This is a genomic window from Ammoniphilus sp. YIM 78166 (assembly GCF_004522215.1).
Classification (GTDB): domain Bacteria; phylum Bacillota; class Bacilli; order Aneurinibacillales; family RAOX-1; genus YIM-78166.
In genome coordinates this window covers 361,640-382,572 of sequence record NZ_SDLR01000001.1, presented here as the reverse complement: position 1 = coordinate 382,572, position 20,933 = coordinate 361,640, and the positions used below count along the sequence as shown (strand labels likewise).

Annotated in this window: 17 protein-coding genes; 1 reads left to right on the top strand and 16 read right to left on the bottom strand. The window is 46.1% G+C overall.

The window, feature by feature from the left end; translation table 11 throughout:
• Nucleotides 1–28: 28 nt before the first annotated feature.
• From EIZ58_RS01765 to EIZ58_RS01700, 14 genes are all read right to left on the bottom strand, one after another.
• Nucleotides 29–1,063, bottom strand: coding sequence for a response regulator transcription factor (locus EIZ58_RS01765; protein WP_134698803.1), 1,035 nt, complete (start codon nucleotides 1,061–1,063; stop codon nucleotides 29–31).
• A gap of 903 nt (nucleotides 1,064–1,966) precedes the next feature.
• A complete protein-coding gene (locus EIZ58_RS01760; RefSeq protein WP_134698802.1) occupies nucleotides 1,967–2,407 on the bottom strand; it encodes a hypothetical protein in 441 nt (146 codons plus the stop codon).
• Nucleotides 2,408–2,424: 17 nt separating this feature from the next.
• A complete protein-coding gene (locus tag EIZ58_RS01755) occupies nucleotides 2,425–4,806 on the bottom strand; it encodes a CBM96 family carbohydrate-binding protein (RefSeq protein WP_134698801.1) in 2,382 nt (793 codons plus the stop codon).
• A gap of 12 nt (nucleotides 4,807–4,818) precedes the next feature.
• Nucleotides 4,819–7,938 carry a heparinase II/III domain-containing protein gene (locus EIZ58_RS01750; RefSeq protein WP_134698800.1) on the bottom strand — a complete coding sequence of 1,040 codons (3,120 nt, stop codon included), beginning with the start codon at nucleotides 7,936–7,938 and terminating at the stop codon, nucleotides 4,819–4,821.
• 60 nt (nucleotides 7,939–7,998) lie between these two features.
• Nucleotides 7,999–9,555 (bottom strand): extracellular solute-binding protein, encoded by a 1,557-nt coding sequence (locus EIZ58_RS01745; protein ID WP_134698799.1) that lies wholly within the window; start codon nucleotides 9,553–9,555, stop codon nucleotides 7,999–8,001.
• Between the two features lie 153 nt (nucleotides 9,556–9,708).
• Nucleotides 9,709–10,584 carry a carbohydrate ABC transporter permease gene (locus EIZ58_RS01740; RefSeq protein WP_134698798.1) on the bottom strand — a complete coding sequence of 292 codons (876 nt, stop codon included), beginning with the start codon at nucleotides 10,582–10,584 and terminating at the stop codon, nucleotides 9,709–9,711.
• A 17-nt stretch (nucleotides 10,585–10,601) separates the two neighbouring features.
• Nucleotides 10,602–11,573, bottom strand: coding sequence for an ABC transporter permease (locus EIZ58_RS01735; protein ID WP_134698797.1), 972 nt, complete (start codon nucleotides 11,571–11,573; stop codon nucleotides 10,602–10,604).
• A 175-nt stretch (nucleotides 11,574–11,748) separates the two neighbouring features.
• A complete protein-coding gene (locus tag EIZ58_RS01730; RefSeq protein ID WP_134698796.1) occupies nucleotides 11,749–12,774 on the bottom strand; it encodes a FecCD family ABC transporter permease in 1,026 nt (341 codons plus the stop codon).
• Nucleotides 12,771–13,787 carry a FecCD family ABC transporter permease gene (locus EIZ58_RS01725; protein ID WP_240688914.1) on the bottom strand — a complete coding sequence of 339 codons (1,017 nt, stop codon included), beginning with the start codon at nucleotides 13,785–13,787 and terminating at the stop codon, nucleotides 12,771–12,773. Before EIZ58_RS01725 ends, EIZ58_RS01730 begins: the two co-directional genes overlap by 4 nt.
• A 65-nt stretch (nucleotides 13,788–13,852) precedes the next feature.
• Nucleotides 13,853–14,800: an iron-hydroxamate ABC transporter substrate-binding protein gene (locus EIZ58_RS01720; RefSeq protein ID WP_167577436.1), complete on the bottom strand. Its 948-nt coding sequence runs from the start codon at nucleotides 14,798–14,800 to the stop codon at nucleotides 13,853–13,855.
• A gap of 93 nt (nucleotides 14,801–14,893) precedes the next feature.
• Nucleotides 14,894–15,682 carry an ABC transporter ATP-binding protein gene (locus tag EIZ58_RS01715; RefSeq protein WP_167577435.1) on the bottom strand — a complete coding sequence of 263 codons (789 nt, stop codon included), beginning with the start codon at nucleotides 15,680–15,682 and terminating at the stop codon, nucleotides 14,894–14,896.
• Nucleotides 15,683–15,747: 65 nt separating this feature from the next.
• Nucleotides 15,748–17,139 (bottom strand): M14 family zinc carboxypeptidase, encoded by a 1,392-nt coding sequence (locus tag EIZ58_RS01710; protein WP_240688913.1) that lies wholly within the window; start codon nucleotides 17,137–17,139, stop codon nucleotides 15,748–15,750.
• Nucleotides 17,140–17,141: 2 nt separating this feature from the next.
• Nucleotides 17,142–17,738, bottom strand: coding sequence for an MSMEG_1061 family FMN-dependent PPOX-type flavoprotein (locus tag EIZ58_RS01705; RefSeq protein ID WP_134698793.1), 597 nt, complete (start codon nucleotides 17,736–17,738; stop codon nucleotides 17,142–17,144).
• A gap of 136 nt (nucleotides 17,739–17,874) precedes the next feature.
• Nucleotides 17,875–18,105, bottom strand: coding sequence for a ferredoxin (locus tag EIZ58_RS01700; RefSeq protein WP_134698792.1), 231 nt, complete (start codon nucleotides 18,103–18,105; stop codon nucleotides 17,875–17,877).
• 722 nt (nucleotides 18,106–18,827) lie between these two features.
• Here EIZ58_RS01700 and EIZ58_RS01695 point away from each other — a divergent pair.
• Nucleotides 18,828–19,172, top strand: coding sequence for a hypothetical protein (locus EIZ58_RS01695; RefSeq protein WP_134698791.1), 345 nt, complete (start codon nucleotides 18,828–18,830; stop codon nucleotides 19,170–19,172).
• Between the two features lie 92 nt (nucleotides 19,173–19,264).
• Here the strand turns inward: EIZ58_RS01695 and EIZ58_RS01690 are convergent, their stop codons facing one another.
• Entirely contained in the window at nucleotides 19,265–20,044 is a 780-nt protein-coding gene (locus EIZ58_RS01690) for an ABC transporter ATP-binding protein (RefSeq protein WP_134698790.1), read from the bottom strand.
• Complete coding sequence (locus tag EIZ58_RS01685; protein WP_134698789.1) at nucleotides 20,041–20,910, bottom strand: ATP-binding cassette domain-containing protein; 870 nt, start codon at nucleotides 20,908–20,910, stop codon at nucleotides 20,041–20,043. Before EIZ58_RS01685 ends, EIZ58_RS01690 begins: the two co-directional genes overlap by 4 nt.
• Nucleotides 20,911–20,933: the final 23 nt, after the last annotated feature.

Genomic DNA, 20,933 nt, shown 5'->3' with positions numbered 1-20,933 from the left:
AATAAGCTCCTCTGCCAAAATTTCCAAGTCATGTCCGTATTCCATGAGCCGCGCGGTACTCCGACGGTGAGACTCCAGCGTGCTTTTTGAACTTTCGTATAAAATGGGTAATATCCGTGTAACCCACATCAAAGGCGATTTCGGTAATGGATTTTTCCGGGCAGCCGAGAAGCTCCTTGGCTTTATCCAGCCGAATCTCCGAACGGTACTGGACAAAGGTTTTCCCCGCTTTAGCTTTGAAAAGCTGACTGAAATAGGAGGCGTTCAATCCTACCTTTCTCGCGACATCCTCAAGAGAAACCTCTTTATTATAGTTATCTTCAATATAACGTTTGGCTTGATGGATCAGATTAAAGTCCCCATTGGCTTTTCTCTGATTCAACTCTTCTTGGAGTTGGGCAAGCGTGTCGGAAAACGAAGTGAATAGGGCATCATGGTCAGCCAAAGGCGGATTCCATGGCAAAGGTTCTAAGGCATAGCCAATCCTAGTCGACAGTTTCCTTAAGACTGCATCTAACATGTCTGCCAGGGTCTTTTTCCCATACGCAATCGGTAAACCTCTCAGTCGTGAAAACAAATCTTTGATTCCCGGTCCCCACTCTTCCTGTTCATGATTCCAGATTCCTTTCTCCAGCATTACTATGAAATCTTCTAATTCATTAAATGCAATGGAAGCAAAAGCAGCTCCTTGCTCCAGCAACCCAAGATATTTGGAAACGCTCTCAATTAGACTGGCGCGATGGACGGGCTTGAGAATGAAATCCTTAACCCCAAAGCGAATGGCCTGTTGCGCATATTGAAAGTCATCATACCCAGAAACTAAAATCACGGCAACTTCAGGCCACTTGCTTTGAATGTGGGCACAGAGGTCGAGACCATTCATCCTGGGCATGCGAATATCGCTGATCACCATCTGCGGACCTTGCTCGCCAATGATACGCATGGCTTCTTCTCCATCCCCCGCTTCCAGAAGGTCGTTGATCGGCAAGTCAGCCTTCTGAAGCATGGCCCTGATCCCTTTTCGAATGACGGGCTCATCGTCGACTAGCAAGACACGGTACATCAAACTCCTCCTTTTTGTATCTAGTTAAATTTGGATAACCTAGCTTTCATTTTAATCCTTCTGAGAGTAAATAGAAACGAGAATCTATTTTATTAATCATATAAAACATGATATAGTGCAGCAAGTGGTACGGTTTTGGGGTAATCGGCTTTTTTTTAGGTTTGTTTTCCCATGCAAAAGAGGGTGTTCCTAAAGGTCGGTATAACGGACTTCATATGTCTCTTTGAGCGTTGATTCGCATATGGAATCACGCTTTTCTTTTTTTTTCTTGATTTACATGGCTTTATGTCTAAATCACAATAGAAATCACACCGTAATTCGCAATGCATTTTAAAGATGACCATAAGTTGTTGGACTGCGTGAATGCACGGTAAAATAGCATGTGAATTCGAGTGCATCGAGTTGGGTTGAAAATAAATGTGGTAGAAAGTCCATTTATCCGAAAAAATTAGAGAAAAAAAAGCAAAATAAGTGGAGAATCATTAACTAAAGCTTCAATATGGCTTGTAAATTTGGCGTTCAGAGCCAATAGTTGGATTTTTTCCACCTACAAAATGAAATCCTACTCAATTTTAATCAATACGTGGAGAATTGCCATCTATTTATTGTTGCTTCCATCTTAGATGTTTATTATCAGTGGACTTTTACTAATTTTGTCTTTAATAATACCCTCTAGGGGGTATATTTAGCTTGGTCATTAATTATTACACTATCGGATTCGACAGTTCAATAATGTAGATAAAATTAAAACAGGACTTTTTCCAACATAACAGTTGGGAGAAGTCCTGTTTTTGTGATTTTTACAGCGATTTTTGATGTGATATAGTTGTGAACACCCTTGCTTGCACCTCTAAACGGAAACCGTTACCTCAAAAGCTAGGCTTTTGGGACACCCTCCTTCTCTTACCTTTCTCTGCCTACGTTCATCTTTTCTTGAGCGGTTGTGATGCCATTCATCCCTTTAGCCTGAGGCGGCAGCACGGGAAGCTTCCCATGGGGACCCTGTGCCGGATATCCAAAAGTCGTCTTATAAGGCTCAGCTACTCCCGTACCTCCAATCCAAACCTCATAAACTCCTTTGATTTTCTTATCGAGCTGATAGCTGAATTGATAGGCTCCATGTAGACCGCTTGTCGTCTGACTGATATATTCTATTTTACCTGACGGATTAAATAGGATTACCGTTACCTGTTGTTTTTCACCGGAAGCAATACTCCCTTGAATACTAGTAACCTGAGTAGAAGGTTCAACGGAAATGGCTGCCGTCACGGAAGCCGACTCGGCAGAGGCCATAGTGCCCAAACTTAACATCAATAATAGGACAAGACTCATTATTTTTTGCATTCTAACCTCCCGCACCCTTATTTTTGCTGACTGGGAATCTGGCTGACATTGGATAAGGGATTGATGCCATTAAGAGTATCAACCATCCATGCCTTCACCGTCATCCCTTCGACCTTGGCTGCCAGCTCGAATCCAGCCTCCATCTTCTCCTCTCCTGGTGCCACATTCGCTTCCAGATAAGCTAGGACTTCTACCGATTGGTCAGCATGATAGAGCCCGACGACCAGGGTTCCAGAAATACTTGAAGGAGCTTGATTCACAAAAGGAACTGAAACCTTAACCAATTGGCCTGGCACAGGGTCTGTCATCGGGTTTCCAAAAATGTCGCTGAGTTCTAATGTACCCATTACAATCGGTGCGACGGGTGCTGCAAACACCGTTGCAGATGGCATGCTCTCCCCATTTTCATTGATCGCAACCACCTTGTAATAATAGGTCTTTCCATTTATCAGCCCCGTGTCCAGATATGTTGCTGAGGTCAAGCCGCCCACTTCAAGATAGCTTCCGTTTTCCTCTTCACTCCGGATGACCTTATATTCTTCTGCTCCGGCTGACTCTGACCATGTTAATCGCACTCCCCTGTCCTCCCCAATAGCAGTGACTTGCTTAGGCTGAGTCGGCGTCGTTCTTACGCTTGCCTCGAAGGAATTCGGACTTTCTCCCATGTCATTCATTGATGATACTGTGTAGTAATAGGTCTTTCCATTCTGAAAGCTTTCATCAATAAAAGCAGGAATCTCGGTTTCTCCAATTACCTCATAAGGACCTCCGCTTACCGTGCTTCTTTTCACTTTATAGCCGGCGGCATGTCTAGCGGGGCTCCAGGTTAATAGATTCTGCCCATTCGCATGCTCAATGGCCAAGCTAGCAGGGATTCCCGGTTCCCCCTCATCCGCCTTCGTTCTGATTTCAAGGATCGGCGGACTATTGAGGCTTGTATCCTCTTTCGTGGCATAGTCCGCCCCTTTTCCGCTGGTTACGCCGACTATGCGGAAGCTGGCTTTCCCATTGGTTTGTCTTTGGATAAACTCGGAAACGTCGATTTCCAAGTAGCGACCTACCGACGACTGGGTTACCATCTGCTGATCCAGGAAGAATCCTTGATCTGACTCCTTATACGTTCCGTCCCATGTACCCGGTTGATGGCTATAAGCAACGCTGGATTCGTTCCAGTCATCATCCAGCATCCCTTGAAACTCAATCTCATACCCCGTATCTACGGTATTGGAATCCAGTTTTTTAACAAAGACTCTTAAGCTCGCGGACTCGATAATTCTATCCTCTACGAGTTGAGGAAGCTCAAATCCCAAGTAAGCATTTCGGAATTCTGTACTTGTCCTTTTCACCTTCATTGACTTCTCTGTGCCTAAAGGACCTTTGCCGCTTTCCACATACGTGTCGTTAGAGACTCTTACGCTCAGCATGCTTTGTTCTGGCTCTGGCTCTGGTATTTCCTCGCGGTCCTCCACTGTTAATACGTAGGTGGCAGGATTGAGCTCTCCATACGCCGCTTGGATTACGGTTGTCCCCGAACCTGTTGCGTTAACCCACCCGGACGGGGAGATCGAGGCAACCTCTGGGTTGGAGCTGGAAAAGATGACACCGGAATCGATGACGGCTTCCGAACCATCGCTGTATACCGCTTGTATGACCGCTTGGCTCGTGTCTCCTACTCTCATGGGTGTCAAGCCGGAAATGGAAATCGACGTGACCTTAGCAGGCTCATCCCCATCTCCATCTGGCGGGATGGGATTCCCATTCGTCTGTGATTGAATGACGAGCATCGGTCTTTTTTCCCATGCTGCTTCTTTGGAAGCATAAGTGGCCCCTCTATTATTGGTCACGCCAACTAAGCGAAAGCTTACCGTCGCCACCCCATGAGCCTTTAAATAATCCGTAACGTCAAAGGAGATGTAGACTTCCTTTTGCGTAACCGATGCCGTGCCTAATACCATTCCTCGGTCTGTTGCCGAGTATATCCGTTGGCCGGTTTCGTTAGGTTGAACACCGGGCTGGTTGGTATAAAGGACTTCATGTTCCGACCAGGCGTGATCATCAATGGCCTGCAATTCGATTACATAGCCCTGATCGATAGTATTGCTGTCAATATTGTTCACATAGACTTTAAATTCGGCCTGATCGATGCCCGCTACATCTACTGAACCCATATCAAATTGGAAATAAGCATTGCGGTATTCCGAATCTGCTTTTTTTACCTTTAAACCCGTTACATTTCCTTGGGAAGTCGTTTTTGAAATTTCTACATAGGTGTCTTCCACTGGGAAGATAATCATATCTCCCGATGCTTCCTGCGAGATCCCAGAGCCTGGGAATCCTCCAACGAAGAGGAACAAGCAAAGAAATACTTGAATCACCTTTTGGACTATTTTCCGATTCATCCTGCGCCTCCTTTATTGAAACCTAAATGCTGGCCCATAGGGCTGCATCCTCATCAGGCTATCCCAAGCAAACACCTTGATATAATAGGAGTTCATCTCATCGGGCAGCTGAAAACCGATGTTAAAGGCTTCTTTTGTTTGTGCCTTAAGCGATCTGCTCAAGAAGGTGGTCTTAGCCACTGAATCATCAGGCTTATAAAGGACGACAAGCAGCGTGACTGGAACGGCTTGATCGCCTGGGTTTTCGATTTGGACGTGAGTACCCAAGAAACCAGCAGCCCTAGCCAAGGATTGAACGGGATTACCGTCTGCATCCGAAAACTCCGGTATTCCAAGGATTAAAGCATCTGTTTTGGCACGGCTGACATTGGACAAGGCAGAAGGGCTAAGGGAATGATCCCTGATTTTCACTGCGAAATAGTATTCTGTCGATGGTCTGAGTCCTGTCACTTCCATGGACTGAACCGTTCCGGGTTCTGCCATTCCAGGCTCACTGTTGACCTGGGCAGCCACTTCCCAATTCGCCTCCGTAATCGGAGCCGTGCTGTATCTCAGATCATAGAACGGACGAACCATGCCTTCTGGCATCTCCGGAGCCGTCCAGCGAAGGGAAATCGATGAAGCGCTCACGCTCTCGACAGAGAGATCCGTCACCACGCCAGGTATTGCGGACTGGAATCCTTCCTCATCCCTGTACTCAATGACCAGCTCTCCTCCTCCGTTCAATCCACTTAGGACCGTTCTCCCCTCATTATGGTTCAGTATAGGGATCACAACGCCATTCAAGGTGGCGCGATCGGGCACTTTTCCAACCGGGTTCGCCAGCGATAGTTCGTAATCGCTTTCGTTCGTGGAAACGAGACCTTCTATCTTTTCACGCCTGCTTGTATCCATAGCCAACGTAATCGGCACGCTTGCAAGAAACAGGTTCTCATTTTCATAAGTTAGCTTCTGGGCTTCTCGGACAGCCCAATGATAAACCATGCCGTTTTGCCTAACATAGGCAAAGGTTCCGTCTGTTGTTACTCTCCCTAAAGTTTGAAGAGCGGGCTCCTGCTGAACGAGGAAGGTATCTATGTTCCCATCCTTCTCCACCGTCCCGCCTACGCGTGCAGCATCGCTCAGCTCTGTTACCCTTGGCAAGGTAGCCTGTTTGCCTAAGGGAATCAGCACTTGCATGAAATTGGCAGCATTCGAACTGCTTTTCGTAGCTTTCACATAATCGAATACACCGTAATCCCCTTTGACATAGGTCAGTTCGCCTTCATGATCCGTAAATTCCGCTCCATCGGAAAAAATCCAAGCGGCAAATTGGGCGGCTGATCCGTAGGCGTCGTCTCGATACGTCCATAATCGATGATTGCCGGAACCGGTCATCTCCCCCCGGCCACCATGTAGATACAAATCAAAGGTGCCCTGATCTTTGCTGACTAATTGATCTGCTATGACAAAGTAATCCTGGCCAGGGAACGCTACCGCCCTTTTCATGTAGCCTAGGCTCTCTTCATCAGGGGGGAAGAGCAGCTCGCTTTCTCCTTTGGCCGTATTATTGCTGATGGGTATGAATCTTGCTTCTTTCTGTTGAAAGTCGAAAAACTCGGTATCTATGCTGTACTTTGAATCGGGCGTTTGATTTTCCGCCCTATCCACTGGCCACTTTCCATCGAGGGTCACCGTGTTGTGTGCCGGTGCCGTGCGGTACCAGGTTCTTCTGATTTCATCGCCGTACGCCGATCGGGAATACCCTGCATCACTGGCCATCATTTGATTTTCGGCGTGAATTATAAAGCTAAGATGGTCGAAATTATTATGGTTATCCGCTTCCGCAACGCCATGGAATAACAAATAACGACTAGACGGCTCGTTATAATTCCAATTATTTCTCAATACAGTCTGGCCGCCTTCATCGAAGAAGTGGGTGCCGCTCCTTTGCGGTGCGATCGACTCCACGGTCGGATCGTAGGTTAAGTATTTATCCAGGTCAAGCGTATCATCATAGCTGGCTCCTGCATTGTTACCGAATTCGCCTCCCCAAGGGCTCGTATCGGTATGCTCATATCGCCATTGAAACAGGTTTCCCCACTTGGCTTCTGGATGCAAAGGCGTGTGATCTTCCTCTGTCATAAATTGGCCTGCTACCATTTGCATGAAATTATGCCTGAGGTAAGAATCCGCAAAGTTCGGCATCCAACCCTTGTTGTTTGAAACATGAAACTCCCAGATGAACGCTGGCTTATATACTTTAAAGTTATCAACACCTGAAACATTTTTATAATGATATAAAAAAGGAACAAAATTGATATGTGAATAGATGTAATATTGCGACCCTTCACGATAGACCCCATCTGAGCTGAAAAAATATTTCGTATTGGTATTAGCTGCTTCCAAGGCCGTTCTCAGCCAGACTGAGGCCTCTTCATGCTCGGACAACGTCAGGGCTAACGTTCCAAGGCCCCATGCCGGCTTTGATCGGTGATTGTGAGGCCGCGGCCCCCATAAGTACATCTTATCATTCAATTCACGCGCTTCCCGGACAAAACGCTCCCGAATCAGCTCATCTTCTTCTACGGTTAGATGCGGATGCATCCAGTCATAGGCAGCCGCAAAGTTTTGAGCCCAGAGGGCACGATAGGTTTCGTCGATTGGACTGCTAGAGACCGTCGGCTCGATAACACTGCAGGTATACATAGGTCCATCATAAGCTCGTGTTAAGGCCTCAACAGCCCGCAGCTTATGTTGCTCACTGCCTTCCATGGCGAACATGAACGCATTGTACTTGGCAATCCTTGCCATATCCCCATAATAGTGATGAATTTCTTCCTTTGCCTCATTTGTCAAGGATGGCGGGCATGTCGGTACAGAAGGCAACTCTGCAGTTAAATAAGAAGAATTGGAGATCGATTGCCATAAAGCTTGGGTATATTCATTTGCGTTTCGCTTTTGATACACGCTATTCGTTTGAGAAGCATCAAACCATAGCTTAGGGTGGATTTCCTCATCTGGCAACACGGGAACCGTTGAAGTCGTAAAACCATGATAGCTTTCATAGTCAACCGCTAACGCGGAAGTGGGAAGCATGCCGATGGCCAGCACGGTAGACAGGAGAGCTTTCGCCACCTTTATCATTCGCATAGCCTAACTCCTTTCCATGTATAAAATCGTGCCCAAGGATTTCCTTGGGCACCAATCATCTTACTGGACAACGGTTTGTCCGTTCTTATGCTTTTCCGTTGCTTCCTTGATGACCGCATCCCCGCCTCGCTTCAGATAGTCCTGTACGAACTTATCAAAGGCATCGAGAGGAAGCTCGCCTAGTACGATTTTTGCAGCATATTCTTGCCACAAATCTTGCTTGTTTTCATCCGTTCTAAGCTCCGGGTGAGCATCCTCCGCCTTCAATGGCTTCGGATTGATCCATGCGCGACCTTCGTTTCTAGCAATATCCTCCATGGCTTGAACGACTTCCTGGCCATTTGGCATGTAAGGAAGCTTCTGTTTGTTGTAGGCTCCATCCTTTACCAACCACAGCCAATAATCGCGGTAGTCTTCCTCATCGATCTGATTCTGGTCTGTCGGGTAAGTGTAGTCGATTTTTCCGTCTTTGATGGTGTAGTTTTCACCTTCAATCCCGAAGTTAAAGAAGTTCGTAGCATCTTGTGTTACCATCCAATCAAAGAAGGCAATGACTTTTTCCGGATGCTCATATTTCGCATTAATCATATAGGTTCTTAAAATGGAGCTATAGTGAGCAACACCGCGCCCTCCATCCAATCCAAGCGGACTCGGGATGATGGCCAATTCGGCTTCAGGCGTTACAGCCTTGATTTTTTGCTGCCAGCTTGGGAGCAAGTTGAAATTATGATCAAACATTCCGACTTCTCCATTGACAATTTTGCGTTCCCAATCGGCATATTTATTCGTTAAGAATTCAGGATCCATTAAGCCTTCCTGATAGATATTGCGATAGAATGCTAGCGCATCCTTCATTTTTGGCGTAATGAAAGTCGGAACAACGCGGCCTTGCTCGTCTTCGCTATAGGTTGTCGGCACAGCATCGAAAGGACCAAAGAACAATTCCGTGTACATGAACTTCTCGCGGCCGCTGTAAGGGTATTTGATCCCGTTTTCCTTAAAGACTCTCATGGTATGGAGGAATTCGTCGAGCGTATTTGGAACCGGAAGATTAAACTTATCTAGCAAATCCTTCCGGATATAGGCTCCGCGACGTGCCGGAACACTCAAGAACTCAGGGATGGCGTAGATCTTCCCTTCATGAGTCACCTCTTCCCAAGCTTTCTTGGGAATCACTTTGAGGAGATTCTGGCCATGCGTTTGAAGCAAGTCATCTAGCGGCCTGAAGATTCCGGCTTCCAATGCTCCCGCTAAAGCGATATCGTGGATGCCTCCTGCATTAACCACATCAGGAATGTCCCCGGACGCCATCATAAGATTCATCTTTTCTACATATTCCTGATGAGGAATCAAACGGATATCCAAATCCGAGTTTGTACGATTTTCCAGTTCCTTCACCCATTTATCCTCGTTAAGATTCGGATGGTTTTCAACATACTTGTATTTATGGGTTCTTAAGCTAATAGAAAACTTTGTAGGTCCCTCCTCTTTTGTAGCCTCCGTTTCCTTTTTCTTTTCCGTAGGCTGTGGGCTGGTGGAGGTAGAACTGCTGGAGCAACCTACCAGTAAGGACGCTGCCATACTGCAGGCCAGTAAACCATGAAACCATTTTTTCATCTGATTGATCCCCTTTCCTTTTTGTTGAAAACGATTGATGAAACGCTTTCATGTCTTTCATGCTCTTATTTTATTTTTTTCGGAAAAGAACGACTATTGTCTTTTTTTGTGATCTATCGGTCTTTTTTTATAATTTGATATAAAAGTTTTTTTCTACTCCTTCACAGAACCCAACAGGGCTCCCTTGACAAAATACTTTTGAAGGAACGGGTAAACAATCAGAATCGGAACTGTGGCCACAATGATGGTCGCCATTTTAATGCCTTCCGGAGAAATGGCCGTCATCATCTCTGCTAGGTCAGAACCCATTTCCAAACTCATATCCCCGCTTACGATCATTTCCCTAAGCTTCACTTGAAGAGGGTACAGCATCCGATTGTTAATGTACATGAGAGCATTGAAGTAGCTGTTCCAATAATAGACGGCATAAAAGATTCCAATCGTGGCAAACGCAGGCTTCGATAGGGGTACCACAATCTGAAGTAATATCCGGAACTCTCCACACCCGTCAATCCGTGCAGCATCAATCAGCTCTCCCGGTAGCTGCTGGAAGAAGGAGCGCATGACGAAAAAGTTGAAAGCACTCATGGCCGAAGGAATGATCAGGGCCCAAACGGAATCCAGCAATCCAAGATTTTTTACGAGTAAATAGGTCGGTATGAGCGGAGCAGAAAAAATAATGGTAAATAAGATGAAAAGCAAGCACACTTTCTTGTACATAAACTCCTGCCTGGACAAGGGGTAGGCCAACGAGGCCGTCAGGATTAAACTGAACAGCGTACCTGCTACTGTCACGAATATCGATACGCCAAACGATCTCCATATGCTGAAATCCTGGAAGACATACAGGTAATTGTCTAACGTGAACTGAACCGGCCAAAATACAACTTTACCCGATGTTACCGCAGACGAGTCGCTAAGGGAAGCGGCAAAGATGTGGAAAAAGGGCAAAAGCATCGTCAAGCTTAATAAGGTTAAAAAGATTGTGTTACCATAAACAAAAACTTTTCTCGATAAGGAATCCTTCATGATTCATCCCTCCTCCATTAATAAAGTCCATTTCCTGTCAGCTTCTTGCTCAGCTTGTTGCAGGTAACAAGAAGGATAAGCCCAACGACTGACTTGAACAAGCCTATCGCTGTCGTATAGCTGAACTGAGCGTTCAATAACCCCGCTCGATAAATATACGTATCAAAGATATCCGCATTTTCCCGATTCAAGCCGTTCATGAATACCCATACTCTCTCAAACCCAAAATCAAGGAAGTTCCCGATCTGCAGCAAGAAGAGTATCATAATGGTCGGCAACAGGCTCGGAAGGGTAATCACAAATACTTGGCGTAAACGGCTCGCCCCATCCACCGCCGCAGCTTCATACAAGCTGGGATTAATCCCGGCAATGGCCGCTAAGTAGATAATCGTGCCCCAACCTACATCTCTCCATACTCCTGAACCGACCAGGATGCTTCGAATATATTCGGTTTTAGCCATAAAGTATATCGGGTCATAGCCTAAGGCCTTGATAAAGTGATTCACTAAGCCAGTCTCAGGCGAAAGCAAGTTGATAAAAATCCCCCCGATGATCACCCAGGATAGAAAATGCGGCATATAGACGATCGTCTGGATCGTTCGCTTGAACGCCATCTTTCCTACTTCATTAAGCAGAAGCGCCAATATAATCGGCGCTGGAAACGCAAACAAAATATCATATAAATTAATAAGGAGCGTATTCTTCAGAATTTGCAGGAATTCGGGAAATTGGATAAAATGCTGAAAATGCTTGAGTCCAACGAAAGGGCTCCCCGTTATCCCCTTGAATACGTTATAATCCTGGAATGCAATAATACTTCCGCCCATCGGGATATAGCGAAACACCGCAAACCAGATCAAACCAGGCAAGGCCATTACATATAGGGGCCAATACTTTCTCAGATTTGCCGTGATTTCCTTCCTCCTCTGACTTCTTGCAGAGGTTTTCGCTGCACTGGACGCATATTGAACCTCAATTTCCGCTTTCATAAGCCTCACCTCTTTTAGATTGTACTTACATGATATCTGAAGCTGAGGCGAATGACTTCGGAGTAGCTTTTGTTCTCATCGGCTTTTATTTTGTTCAGCAACCTTTTATACTCTATCAAAAAAAATCGAGGAGCGATCCATTTTCGCTCCTCAGAGAATATATTATTTAAACATCTTACCCCTTCACTCTAATCAGTAAATAGACAAAATACGGTGCACCCAAAATAGCTACTACTATACCTGTCGGGATGCCGGACGGCTGCAGGATCATTCTGGCTATAGTATCCGCGTTAAGGACCAAAAGGGCGCCGATTAAGGCAGAGCCTGGAATCAGAAAGGCGTGGTTGGAACCTACTAGTCTTCTGGCCAGATGAGGGGCAATCAGACCCACGAATGCAATCATGCCGCTAACCGAAACGCAGGAGGCAGCTAAGCCTACGGCAATAAGCAGCAAGTAGATTCGTTCTCTTTGGATGTTTAGTCCTAAACCAACGGCTAACTTATCTCCTAAGTTAAGAAGATCGAGGATCTTGGCTTTACTGTAAGCCAATGGTAAAAGAATAAGAATCCAAGGCAGCAGGACAAGGACAAAGTTCCAATCCTTCCCCCAGATATGCCCCGATAGCCATTTTGCAATGAATTGAAATTCTTCTGGTCGGAGCCGCACTGTAAAAATAATCATCGCTCCCGAAATCGCCGCAGCTAGCCCTACCCCCACCAGTACCATGCGCGTCGGATCAATGCCTTCATTTTTTCGATAGGAAAAGACATAGACGAGGAAGGCGGTAAAGGCACTCCCCACAAAAGCAGCGATTGGCAAGGCTATTAGGTGATTAACGGTCTGGGTCTGAAAAAAACTGATATAAATCACAATCATCAACCCAGCCCCTTGATTAAGCCCCAATATGCCTGGGTCCGCCAATTCGTTACGAGACACCCCTTGCAAAATACAGCCTGCAACAGCTAAACCCATGCCGATAAGGATGGAGATCATGATCCTTGGCAGCCTGAACTCAAATAATATCAGCTCTTCCTTTGCCGTACCTAACCCAAACAAGGTCTTGAAGAGTTGAACAGGATCCAGATAAATTTGACCCAAATTAATGCTCACGACAAAGCTGAGTAAGATCAGAGCCAGTAGAATGGCTAAAATCCTGAGCCGTTTCTTTACTAACTTCTGATTAGCTTGTTGAATGCTCACAGTGGCTTCCTCCCTCTGGCCGTAAGGTAAATAAAGAAGGGAACGCTTATGAGTGAAATAATCGCCCCAATCGGCGTTTCAAAGGGAGGATTAATCGTTCTGGCCAGGATATCCGCGAACACGAGCAGGATGGCACCTGCTACCGCACTGCCGGGAATGACCCAGCGATAGTCGACCCCAACAAAGAAACGTACAATGTGTGGGACAATCAACCCAACAAAGGCGATGGATCCAATGGTTGCAACCGCTGTTCCTGCTAGCATCAAAACCACGAGGATGGCAATTGCTTTAACCTTCAAGGTGTTTTGTCCCAATCCAGTAGAAACTTCATGACCGAAGCTTAGAATCGTGATCTGTTTGGAAATGAATAAGGCCAAAATAAGTGCGATGAGGATGATGGGAGCCATCCATCGAATTTCATCCCAGGTTGAAACGGCTACCCCTCCGGCAATCCAAAACGTCAATTCTTTAGCTACATTGGCATACAAAGCAATCCCTTGAGCCAAAGCCGCCAAAAACGCGCTTACCGCTGCACCTGCCAGCGTAAGCCGCAACGGGGAAAGTCCCCCTTTTACCAAAAAGGAGATCCCGAATACGAGCGATGCTCCAACGCCGGCACCCAGAAATGAAAAAGCCATCATGGCGATAAAAGGGATGCCAGGGAAAAAAGCAAAGCAAATGGCAAGCAGTAAAGCTGCACCAGCATTTAAGCCCAAGAGTCCAGAGTCGGCCAACGGATTTCTCGTCATCCCCTGCATGATCGCACCCGCTACAGCGAAGGCCGCCCCGACGAGCGCTGCCGATAGCTCACGCGGGATACGGATATCTCTAATGATTTGATGATGTAAGATATTGCTGTCATATCGGGTTATCGCTTCCCAAATGACAGGGAGCTCTATATTTGCCGCCCCTACCGTGATCGCTGCTGGCAGGAGAATCAAAAGAATCAAGGAGCTCGCGACAAGGAAAAGAGGACCCCTGGCTGCTTTAGTTTTAAGGAATATAAGGTTCACTTTCTTTTCCACCTACTTTAAAATGGAAAACGACAAAAGCGCCAAGCGCTCTTGCCGTCACATCCTTATTGGTGTTCTGTTAGACTCTTGACAATAAAGTCTAGCGTTTTCTCTAATGAAATGGGATCGGAGAAAAAGGAGGTGCGTGGATCAAGAGGATAGACATGTCCTTCTTTTACGGCAGGCAAGCTTTGCCAAACACTGCTTTTTTCCACTTTATCATTTTCCGCCGTCTCTCCAGCCCAACGTCCAAAGAAGATATGATCGCCCGCGTAATCAGGAATGGCCTCTAGTGAAACTTCAGCAAATCCTGATTGCTCGATGACATCCTTTTGGACTTTTTCAGGGGCCTTTAGCTTTAGGGCATCATATATCACTTCCCCGCCGCGAGCAAAGTTAGCACCGAATACGTAGACTCCCTTCGAGAAGGTTTCCATAATGGATACCGTCTGATCCCCGATGGCTTCTTGAACTTTTCCTTTACTCTCTTCTACTTTTTGATTCCATGCCGTCAGCCATTTGTTGGCCTCCGTTTCTTTATTGACAAGCTTTCCGATATCTGTGACTAATTCGAGGTAATCCTTTTTCCCCCACTCATAGGCCACCGTTGGCGCGATCTTGGAAAGCTGGTTGAGATTTTCGTCTGTTGCCAAGGTAATGATCAGGTCAGGTTCAAGCTGCATAATCTTTTCAACCGCATCGCTAGCAATAACCTCCACCCCATCTAGCATCCCCTCAAAATAAGGATTGTCCATCGCCAATTGGGGAACGGCAATGGGTTTAATGCCTAACTGAAGCAAGTATCCAACATAAGAGTCCGCTAATACAATGACTCGCCCGGGGTTTCTGGGAACTTCGATCTCTCCATTATCGGCTTGAAACATAACGGTTTCTGGCTCCGTTGGATTTTCCGCTGCTGGCGCTTCACTGGCATTATTTCCACACGCGGTAACCATCAGCAGTAGGGACAGAATGAATCCAGCTATGGTGAGCTTCCCTCGGATGTGGTTCATCGGTATTTCCTCCTTCTTCCGCATCAATCAAATGATTATCATTATCATTATTTGATTTTACAATAAAGTTTTTACCAAAACAACCACCTTTACTCATTCGGTGAACAAATCATAGGTGATGCAGATCGGCTTATTCGTTTTCGGATCCACCCCAATCGTCGCATCAATATGATAGACAGCCCTTAACACTTCCTTCGTCATCAACTCTTCTGCTAATCCGAAGTGCACGATAGCCCCATTTTTCAAGGCGCATATATAATCAGAAAACCGGACGGCTTGGTTAATATCATGAAGGACCATTACAATGGTGCGATTTTCTTCCTCATTGAGTTTCTTTAATAGTTCCAAGACTTCTAACTGATGAGCCATATCCAGATAGGTTGTCGGTTCATCAAGCAGAACCAGGTCGGTTTCTTGGGCTAGAGCCATGGCAATCCATACCCGCTGGCGCTGGCCTCCCGATAGTTCATCGACATATCTGCCGAAATAAGGGGACATGCCTGTGACCTTCAATGCCCATTCCACCATTTCTCGATCATGGGGGGTCATTCTTCCTAGTCCCTTCTGGTGAGGGAACCGGCCATAAGAGACCAGCTCATAAACCGTCAATCCCACCGGCGCTTCCGGAGATTGGGGCAGAATGGCCATTTGCTTGGCTACTTCTTTTGTTGTCAGCTGGCTAATTGCTTTGCCATCTAGGTAGATCATTCCGTTGGAAGGCTTCTGAATGCGGGCAAGAGTCTTGAGAATCGTAGATTTGCCGCAGCCGTTAGCCCCAATCAAGGAAGTGATTTTACCTTTCGGTATTTCCAAGGTTAAGTCCGTCACAATATCTCCATTCCCGTATCCGATCGATAGGGATTGGGTCGCCATATGATGCAAAATAACACACCTCGTTTCATCGCCTTGTTACAACATCATTCAGTATACACGAAAATAATTGGACTTCAAGACTTCTTGCTGACATAACTGGCTACCAAAAGTCCACACTCCGCTTGAATGCGCACCAGCTGTTTAATGGGAACCACCGAGTAATCCAACACTTGTTCCATCTCTTCGCAATGATTACGTAACCAGCGTTCAGCTTTTTCCCAGGTCTCTTGAAGTCGAGCTATTGCAATAGTATCTTGTGAGGCTTCGCTCTGCAGTCGTCCCACCTCATACTCGCACGCCCGCAGTAAAAGACCTACTAGTAAGCCGTTGAAGAATTTTGAAGCATATAGATTATCAAAGATTTGGGACACGGTAGCTTTCTCTTCAAATTGAGGCTGACTAATAGCCCAGTTTTTTTTGGATTCCAGTATTTCGTCCTTTACCGACAAAATTTCCTCGACGAGCTTTACAAAAGGATTCTCAACACGGATAAGGACTCGAACACCACCTAGTAGACTCTCGAGCTTAGAATAATACCTCTCCCCTATCTCCACATTTTTTAGGAGGGCCTCTTTACGTGAGATCTCCCCTTCACTCTGATCCTGAACACGAGGATCCATAAAATAGGGCAGCTCCGTCACGAGAGTGACACAATCTGCTATCCGCTGCACATAGTCTCCGCTGCTTGCGCCAAAATGGATATTCGGGGCAGACCCCAAGAGCTCTTCCAGATAATCGTAATACTTGGTCACGCTCAAGGTTTGATAGATAGCAGGTGAAAATTCCGTTACATAGGGAGCCTCTGGCTCTCCTAAGCTTAGTGCTACACCTTGCTTGAGCGCTGATTGTTTTAACGGCTCATACAATTCAGGAAGATCATGAGAAAGATACCAATAGGCTCCACCAAATCCTGTATTATGCAAGGAATACATAAACACTGGCTTGATTTCATCGATGATCTTCATCAAGGCTTGCGTTTCAGGAAGCGGAGTCTGAAAGCCCAGCTCCTTATAGTCTATAGGAAAGGTCCACTCCACCTGTTCATAGCCTGCGGGACGAAAAAAATGCTTGGTATAGTCAGTGATTGAATACGGGCCCTTGAACCATTTCTCATTTAACCGTACGCCATCAGGGTCGATAGACTTGATGATATACCAAGTCAAATCTAAGCTCTTTCGCAAGTCCTCATCTTCTGCCAGAGCCCGCGACAAAAACTCCATCGTCATTGCACCGATAGGCTCATTTGGGTGTGGACAGGCAAAACAGAGGGCATTTTTTCGGCCCTCTCCTATTTTCAAGCCGAGTATGGGATGTCCTTGGCGTGATCGTCCTGCTTCGAATACCGTAACCACATCAGGATACTCCCACGCCAGCTTTTTCGTACTCTCGTCTAATTCATCCAAGGTCAAAAAAGCTTGATAATCCGGCACTTTGTCAATGACTGCTTGAATATCGATCGCTCTCATCCCTACTCCTTTAGCGTCATGCCATTCAGCTTTAAGTGACCATGGAAAATTTCCTCAGGAGAAGGCAGGTCTTTAGCTTGTGGCCAGCTCTCCGCTTTCCAGATCTGGGCTTTATTCAGTGCCCGAGGGCAGTGGATGAAGCATTCCTCTACTTCTACGACGATACTGAGTGCAGGCAGCTCTTTATCGGCGGGAGCGGTTGCCAGAACGTCCGCGGTTCGCATGACAGATGCGCTTCCATTAATTCGCAACACCCATTCCATTCCTGGAATAAGGAATAGAAGACCTACCTGTGGATTGGAAAGGATGTTTAACATCGAATCGGCTCTACGATTTCCAGGCTTATCAGGGATCACCAAATGCTTCTCATCGAGGACATGCACAAATCCTGAATGATCCCCTCTAGGAGATACATCACATCTGCCCTCGGCATCACTCGTTGACAAGAATAAAAGGGGAGACATGGATAGAAAGGTTTGGCAATGTTCATCGATAATGGAAATGGTTTTTCTGATCACTGCTTCATGGGGAGTACCTACGAACTCCCTCAACTCCTTCTCGGTGCGAATCGCTTTCGCAGTTAGATTGTTGTTGTTCATTTCATTACTCCTGCTCTTTGATTAATTTGCGTACAACCATTATAAAGGGAGAGGGGGAGTTGAACAAATGTCCTTAGCAAAAAAAGCAGCTATCCTTAAAGAACCAAGGATAACTGCACCCACTTTTACTGCTCCTTTACTTATTGAAAGGCTGATCTTGTATCTTAATCGAATCCGTTGGACAACCCTCTGCCGCATCATTCATGTCATCCCACAGGATCTCCGGCACTTCTGCAATCCCATGATTATCATCTAGAGTTACATACGCGAGACCTTCATCATCATAATCGTAGATGTCAGGAGCGGTAGCTCCACAAGCGCCGCATGCAATACACGTATCCTTGTCAACCCAAGTGTATTTCGCCACATGAATCACCTCCTTTCTCCATCTCTTCTTTACTTCTATATCTATTCTAGTTTTCTAGTCAAAGCCACAAAGAGACGTGAAATCTTCCTACTTGCCCAGTTATACAACCAAGCTTTAGGCTTTAGTGAGGCTAATACTCCTAAACCCAAACAATAATATCCAATAAATGGAGTGAAAAAGAAAGAGGGCAGTCCCTAGGGGTCGGTTTTACCGACCTTTAGGGACACCCTCTAATCGACTTTACAATCGATAATAATGTCCAAGCCATATCATTGGAGGTGATATCATTGCACAAGATGTTAAATGCAAGGCGAACCCTGCAGTTACCGATTGTAAAACCCTTGAACAACGTTAACTGTTGTCCTTTATATTATTAACCAAAAATGATAATTATTATCACATTTTCACTCTGTTTTCTTACATTATTTGGGGATGTCCCCTTCTCGTTCTTGATTATAGTCAAAAAAGAGGAACGTGAATCATTTTACGGTCAGACTGTTTTCCTCAAGACCAACCCATTATGACTCGTTATCAAAGAACATCTGTTCTTATGAAGAGGTAGAGGTTTCCCGTCCGCAAATCCTAAAAAAGTTCCTCTTGCTCTACTGATGCGTTTTACTTCATTTTTTATTGTTTATTTTCACCATAGTTGAAGCAAATTTCGTACGGGTATAGATAGTAGAACCTTCAGAAATACTATGCATTGTTGGGGGGTGAAATAAATGGAGCATCATCACACACATGAGGGACATGACCATAAACATTCCATCGCTTGCGGCCATACGAAGATTCGCCATGATGACCATATTGACTATGTCCACAACGGACACTTGCATCACGAGCATGAAGGACATTGGGATGAATGCACGATTCCTGTTTCCGCTGTAAATCCTGCAGAGTGTAAACCCATGAATTGCGGCTGCACCCACGACAAGGAATGCGGACACGAGATGGTTCCGCACGGCGATCATATGGACTATTTAGTGAATGGACGTCTACACCACGTTCATGGCGATCATTGCGACGATCACGGACCTGTTGAACTTGTGACAATTCACTCCGTTTAAGCTGAGTGTAAGGATGGCATAGCTGCCATCCTTTAGCTGTAAATAGTATACCGTAATCGTTCTTAATTATTCATTACTTATACGCTCTGCAGTCAACTCACTACAGCAATGAGCCTACGCGTATATTCATGGCGTTCTTCATTCATGATGTCCCGGCTGGGAAACTGATCCACAATCCGGCCTTCTTTCATCACGATAATTCGATCGCTCATGAGCCTTACCGCCGCGATGTCATGAGAAATAAACAGACAAGCCATACCTAGCTCCGTCTTCATCCTCTTTAATAACTGTAGAATTTGGGCCTGCACCGTAACATCTAGGCTTGATGTCGGTTCGTCGCAAATTAACAGCTTAGGCATTAAACTGATCCCGCGTGCAATCGCTACGCGCTGGCGCTGTCCCCCACTCAGTTCATGGGGATACCGATCGAGGTGCTCAGCCTTGAGACCGACCATTTCTAGCAACTTAGCAGCCGTATCTCTTCTGGAATGCCGCACATCTTCTAAAAAAGGAGGGGTAACTTCAGGGAAATTATCTAGCGCTTCGATCACGGAAAGCCAGATCGGGAGGCGCTGGTTTAACGAGGAAGTAGGGTCTTGGAATACGACTTGAATATGCTTTCGAATCTCGCGCAAAGCTTTGCCTTTTAGACCGATGATGGAATTGTCCAGAAGCCGAACATCCCCGCGGTCTGGCTTTTCTAAAGCGAGCAAAATCCTCCCAAGCGTACTCTTTCCGCTCCCGCTCTCGCCGACCACCCCTAAGCATTCCCCTACTTCGATATGAAGAGAGACCTCCTGAAGTGCCTCCACTGCTGTACCTGATCTATGATAGGTTTTACATAGCTTCTCTGCGTTTACTAGTTGTCTCACGCCAGCCGATCCCCCGTTCCCACTAAGGCTTGTTCCTCTGCTAGCAATTCCGCATGGATCTCTGTCAAAAGAGGCCTCGATTTTAAGAGCATTTTCGTATAGGCATGAGTGGGTCGAGTTCGGATCACCTCTGCTGCCCCTGATTCGACGATTCTTCCTTCCTTCATCACGGCGATCGTATCGGCTCTCTTCAAGACCTGACGCAAGTCGTGGGAAATCATAAGGATCGCGCAGCCGGTTTGAATTTGCAATTCATCTAATAGATCTAACACGGTCTCACTCGTCAATACATCCAGTGCCGTTGTGGGTTCATCTGCAATTAACAAGGAAGGCTTCAGCATGAGAGCCGCGGCGATTGCCGCTCTTTGGCGCTGGCCCCCGCTCAATTGAAAGGGATAGCTGTTGAATACCCTTTCTGCGGGAAGCCCTACTCTGCCAAGCCAATCCATCGCTTGGGACTTTGCCACTTGTACAGACAGGCTGTTATGCGAACGCAACGTCTCTACAAACTGCTTACCTATTTTAATAAAGGGGGTAAAGCTCCCTTGATAATCTTGAAATACGAGACCGATTCCCGTGCCTCTCAGCTTTCTTCTCTTCGTATCCGACCAGGGGACAATATCTTCGCCGCATACCAAAATCTGTCCCCCACTAATTTGAAGAGAGTTTCCTAACAAGCCTAGTACGGCGTTGGCCGTAAGACTTTTGCCACTGCCGCTTTCTCCTACGAGAGCTAAGGTTTCCCCAGGCCGAAGCGTAAGATTGAGGTCATGAACAAGGATGTGATGCTGCTTGCCGTGATGCAGGCAAATGCTTAAATCCTTTAATTCGAGAATCGGAGCTCCGATCGATAGAATTTGTGTCATCTTTTTCCTCCCAAGGATATGGC

Excerpts from the sequence above, each read along its gene's own strand:
- EIZ58_RS01720 (WP_167577436.1), bottom strand. The coding sequence starts at position 14,800 with ATGAACCACATCCGAGGGAAGCTCACCATAGCTGGATTCATTCTGTCC.
- EIZ58_RS01755 (WP_134698801.1), bottom strand. The coding sequence starts at position 4,806 with ATGAATCGGAAAATAGTCCAAAAGGTGATTCAAGTATTTCTTTGCTTG.
- EIZ58_RS01685 (WP_134698789.1), bottom strand. The coding sequence starts at position 20,910 with ATGACACAAATTCTATCGATCGGAGCTCCGATTCTCGAATTAAAGGAT.
- EIZ58_RS01735 (WP_134698797.1), bottom strand. The coding sequence starts at position 11,573 with ATGAAAGCGGAAATTGAGGTTCAATATGCGTCCAGTGCAGCGAAAACC.
- EIZ58_RS01750 (WP_134698800.1), bottom strand. The coding sequence starts at position 7,938 with ATGCGAATGATAAAGGTGGCGAAAGCTCTCCTGTCTACCGTGCTGGCC.
- EIZ58_RS01710 (WP_240688913.1), bottom strand. The coding sequence starts at position 17,139 with ATGAGAGCGATCGATATTCAAGCAGTCATTGACAAAGTGCCGGATTAT.
- EIZ58_RS01705 (WP_134698793.1), bottom strand. The coding sequence starts at position 17,738 with ATGAACAACAACAATCTAACTGCGAAAGCGATTCGCACCGAGAAGGAG.
- EIZ58_RS01760 (WP_134698802.1), bottom strand. The coding sequence starts at position 2,407 with ATGCAAAAAATAATGAGTCTTGTCCTATTATTGATGTTAAGTTTGGGC.
- EIZ58_RS01765 (WP_134698803.1), bottom strand. The coding sequence starts at position 1,063 with ATGTACCGTGTCTTGCTAGTCGACGATGAGCCCGTCATTCGAAAAGGG.
- EIZ58_RS01695 (WP_134698791.1), top strand. The coding sequence starts at position 18,828 with ATGGAGCATCATCACACACATGAGGGACATGACCATAAACATTCCATC.
- EIZ58_RS01745 (WP_134698799.1), bottom strand. The coding sequence starts at position 9,555 with ATGAAAAAATGGTTTCATGGTTTACTGGCCTGCAGTATGGCAGCGTCC.
- EIZ58_RS01740 (WP_134698798.1), bottom strand. The coding sequence starts at position 10,584 with ATGAAGGATTCCTTATCGAGAAAAGTTTTTGTTTATGGTAACACAATC.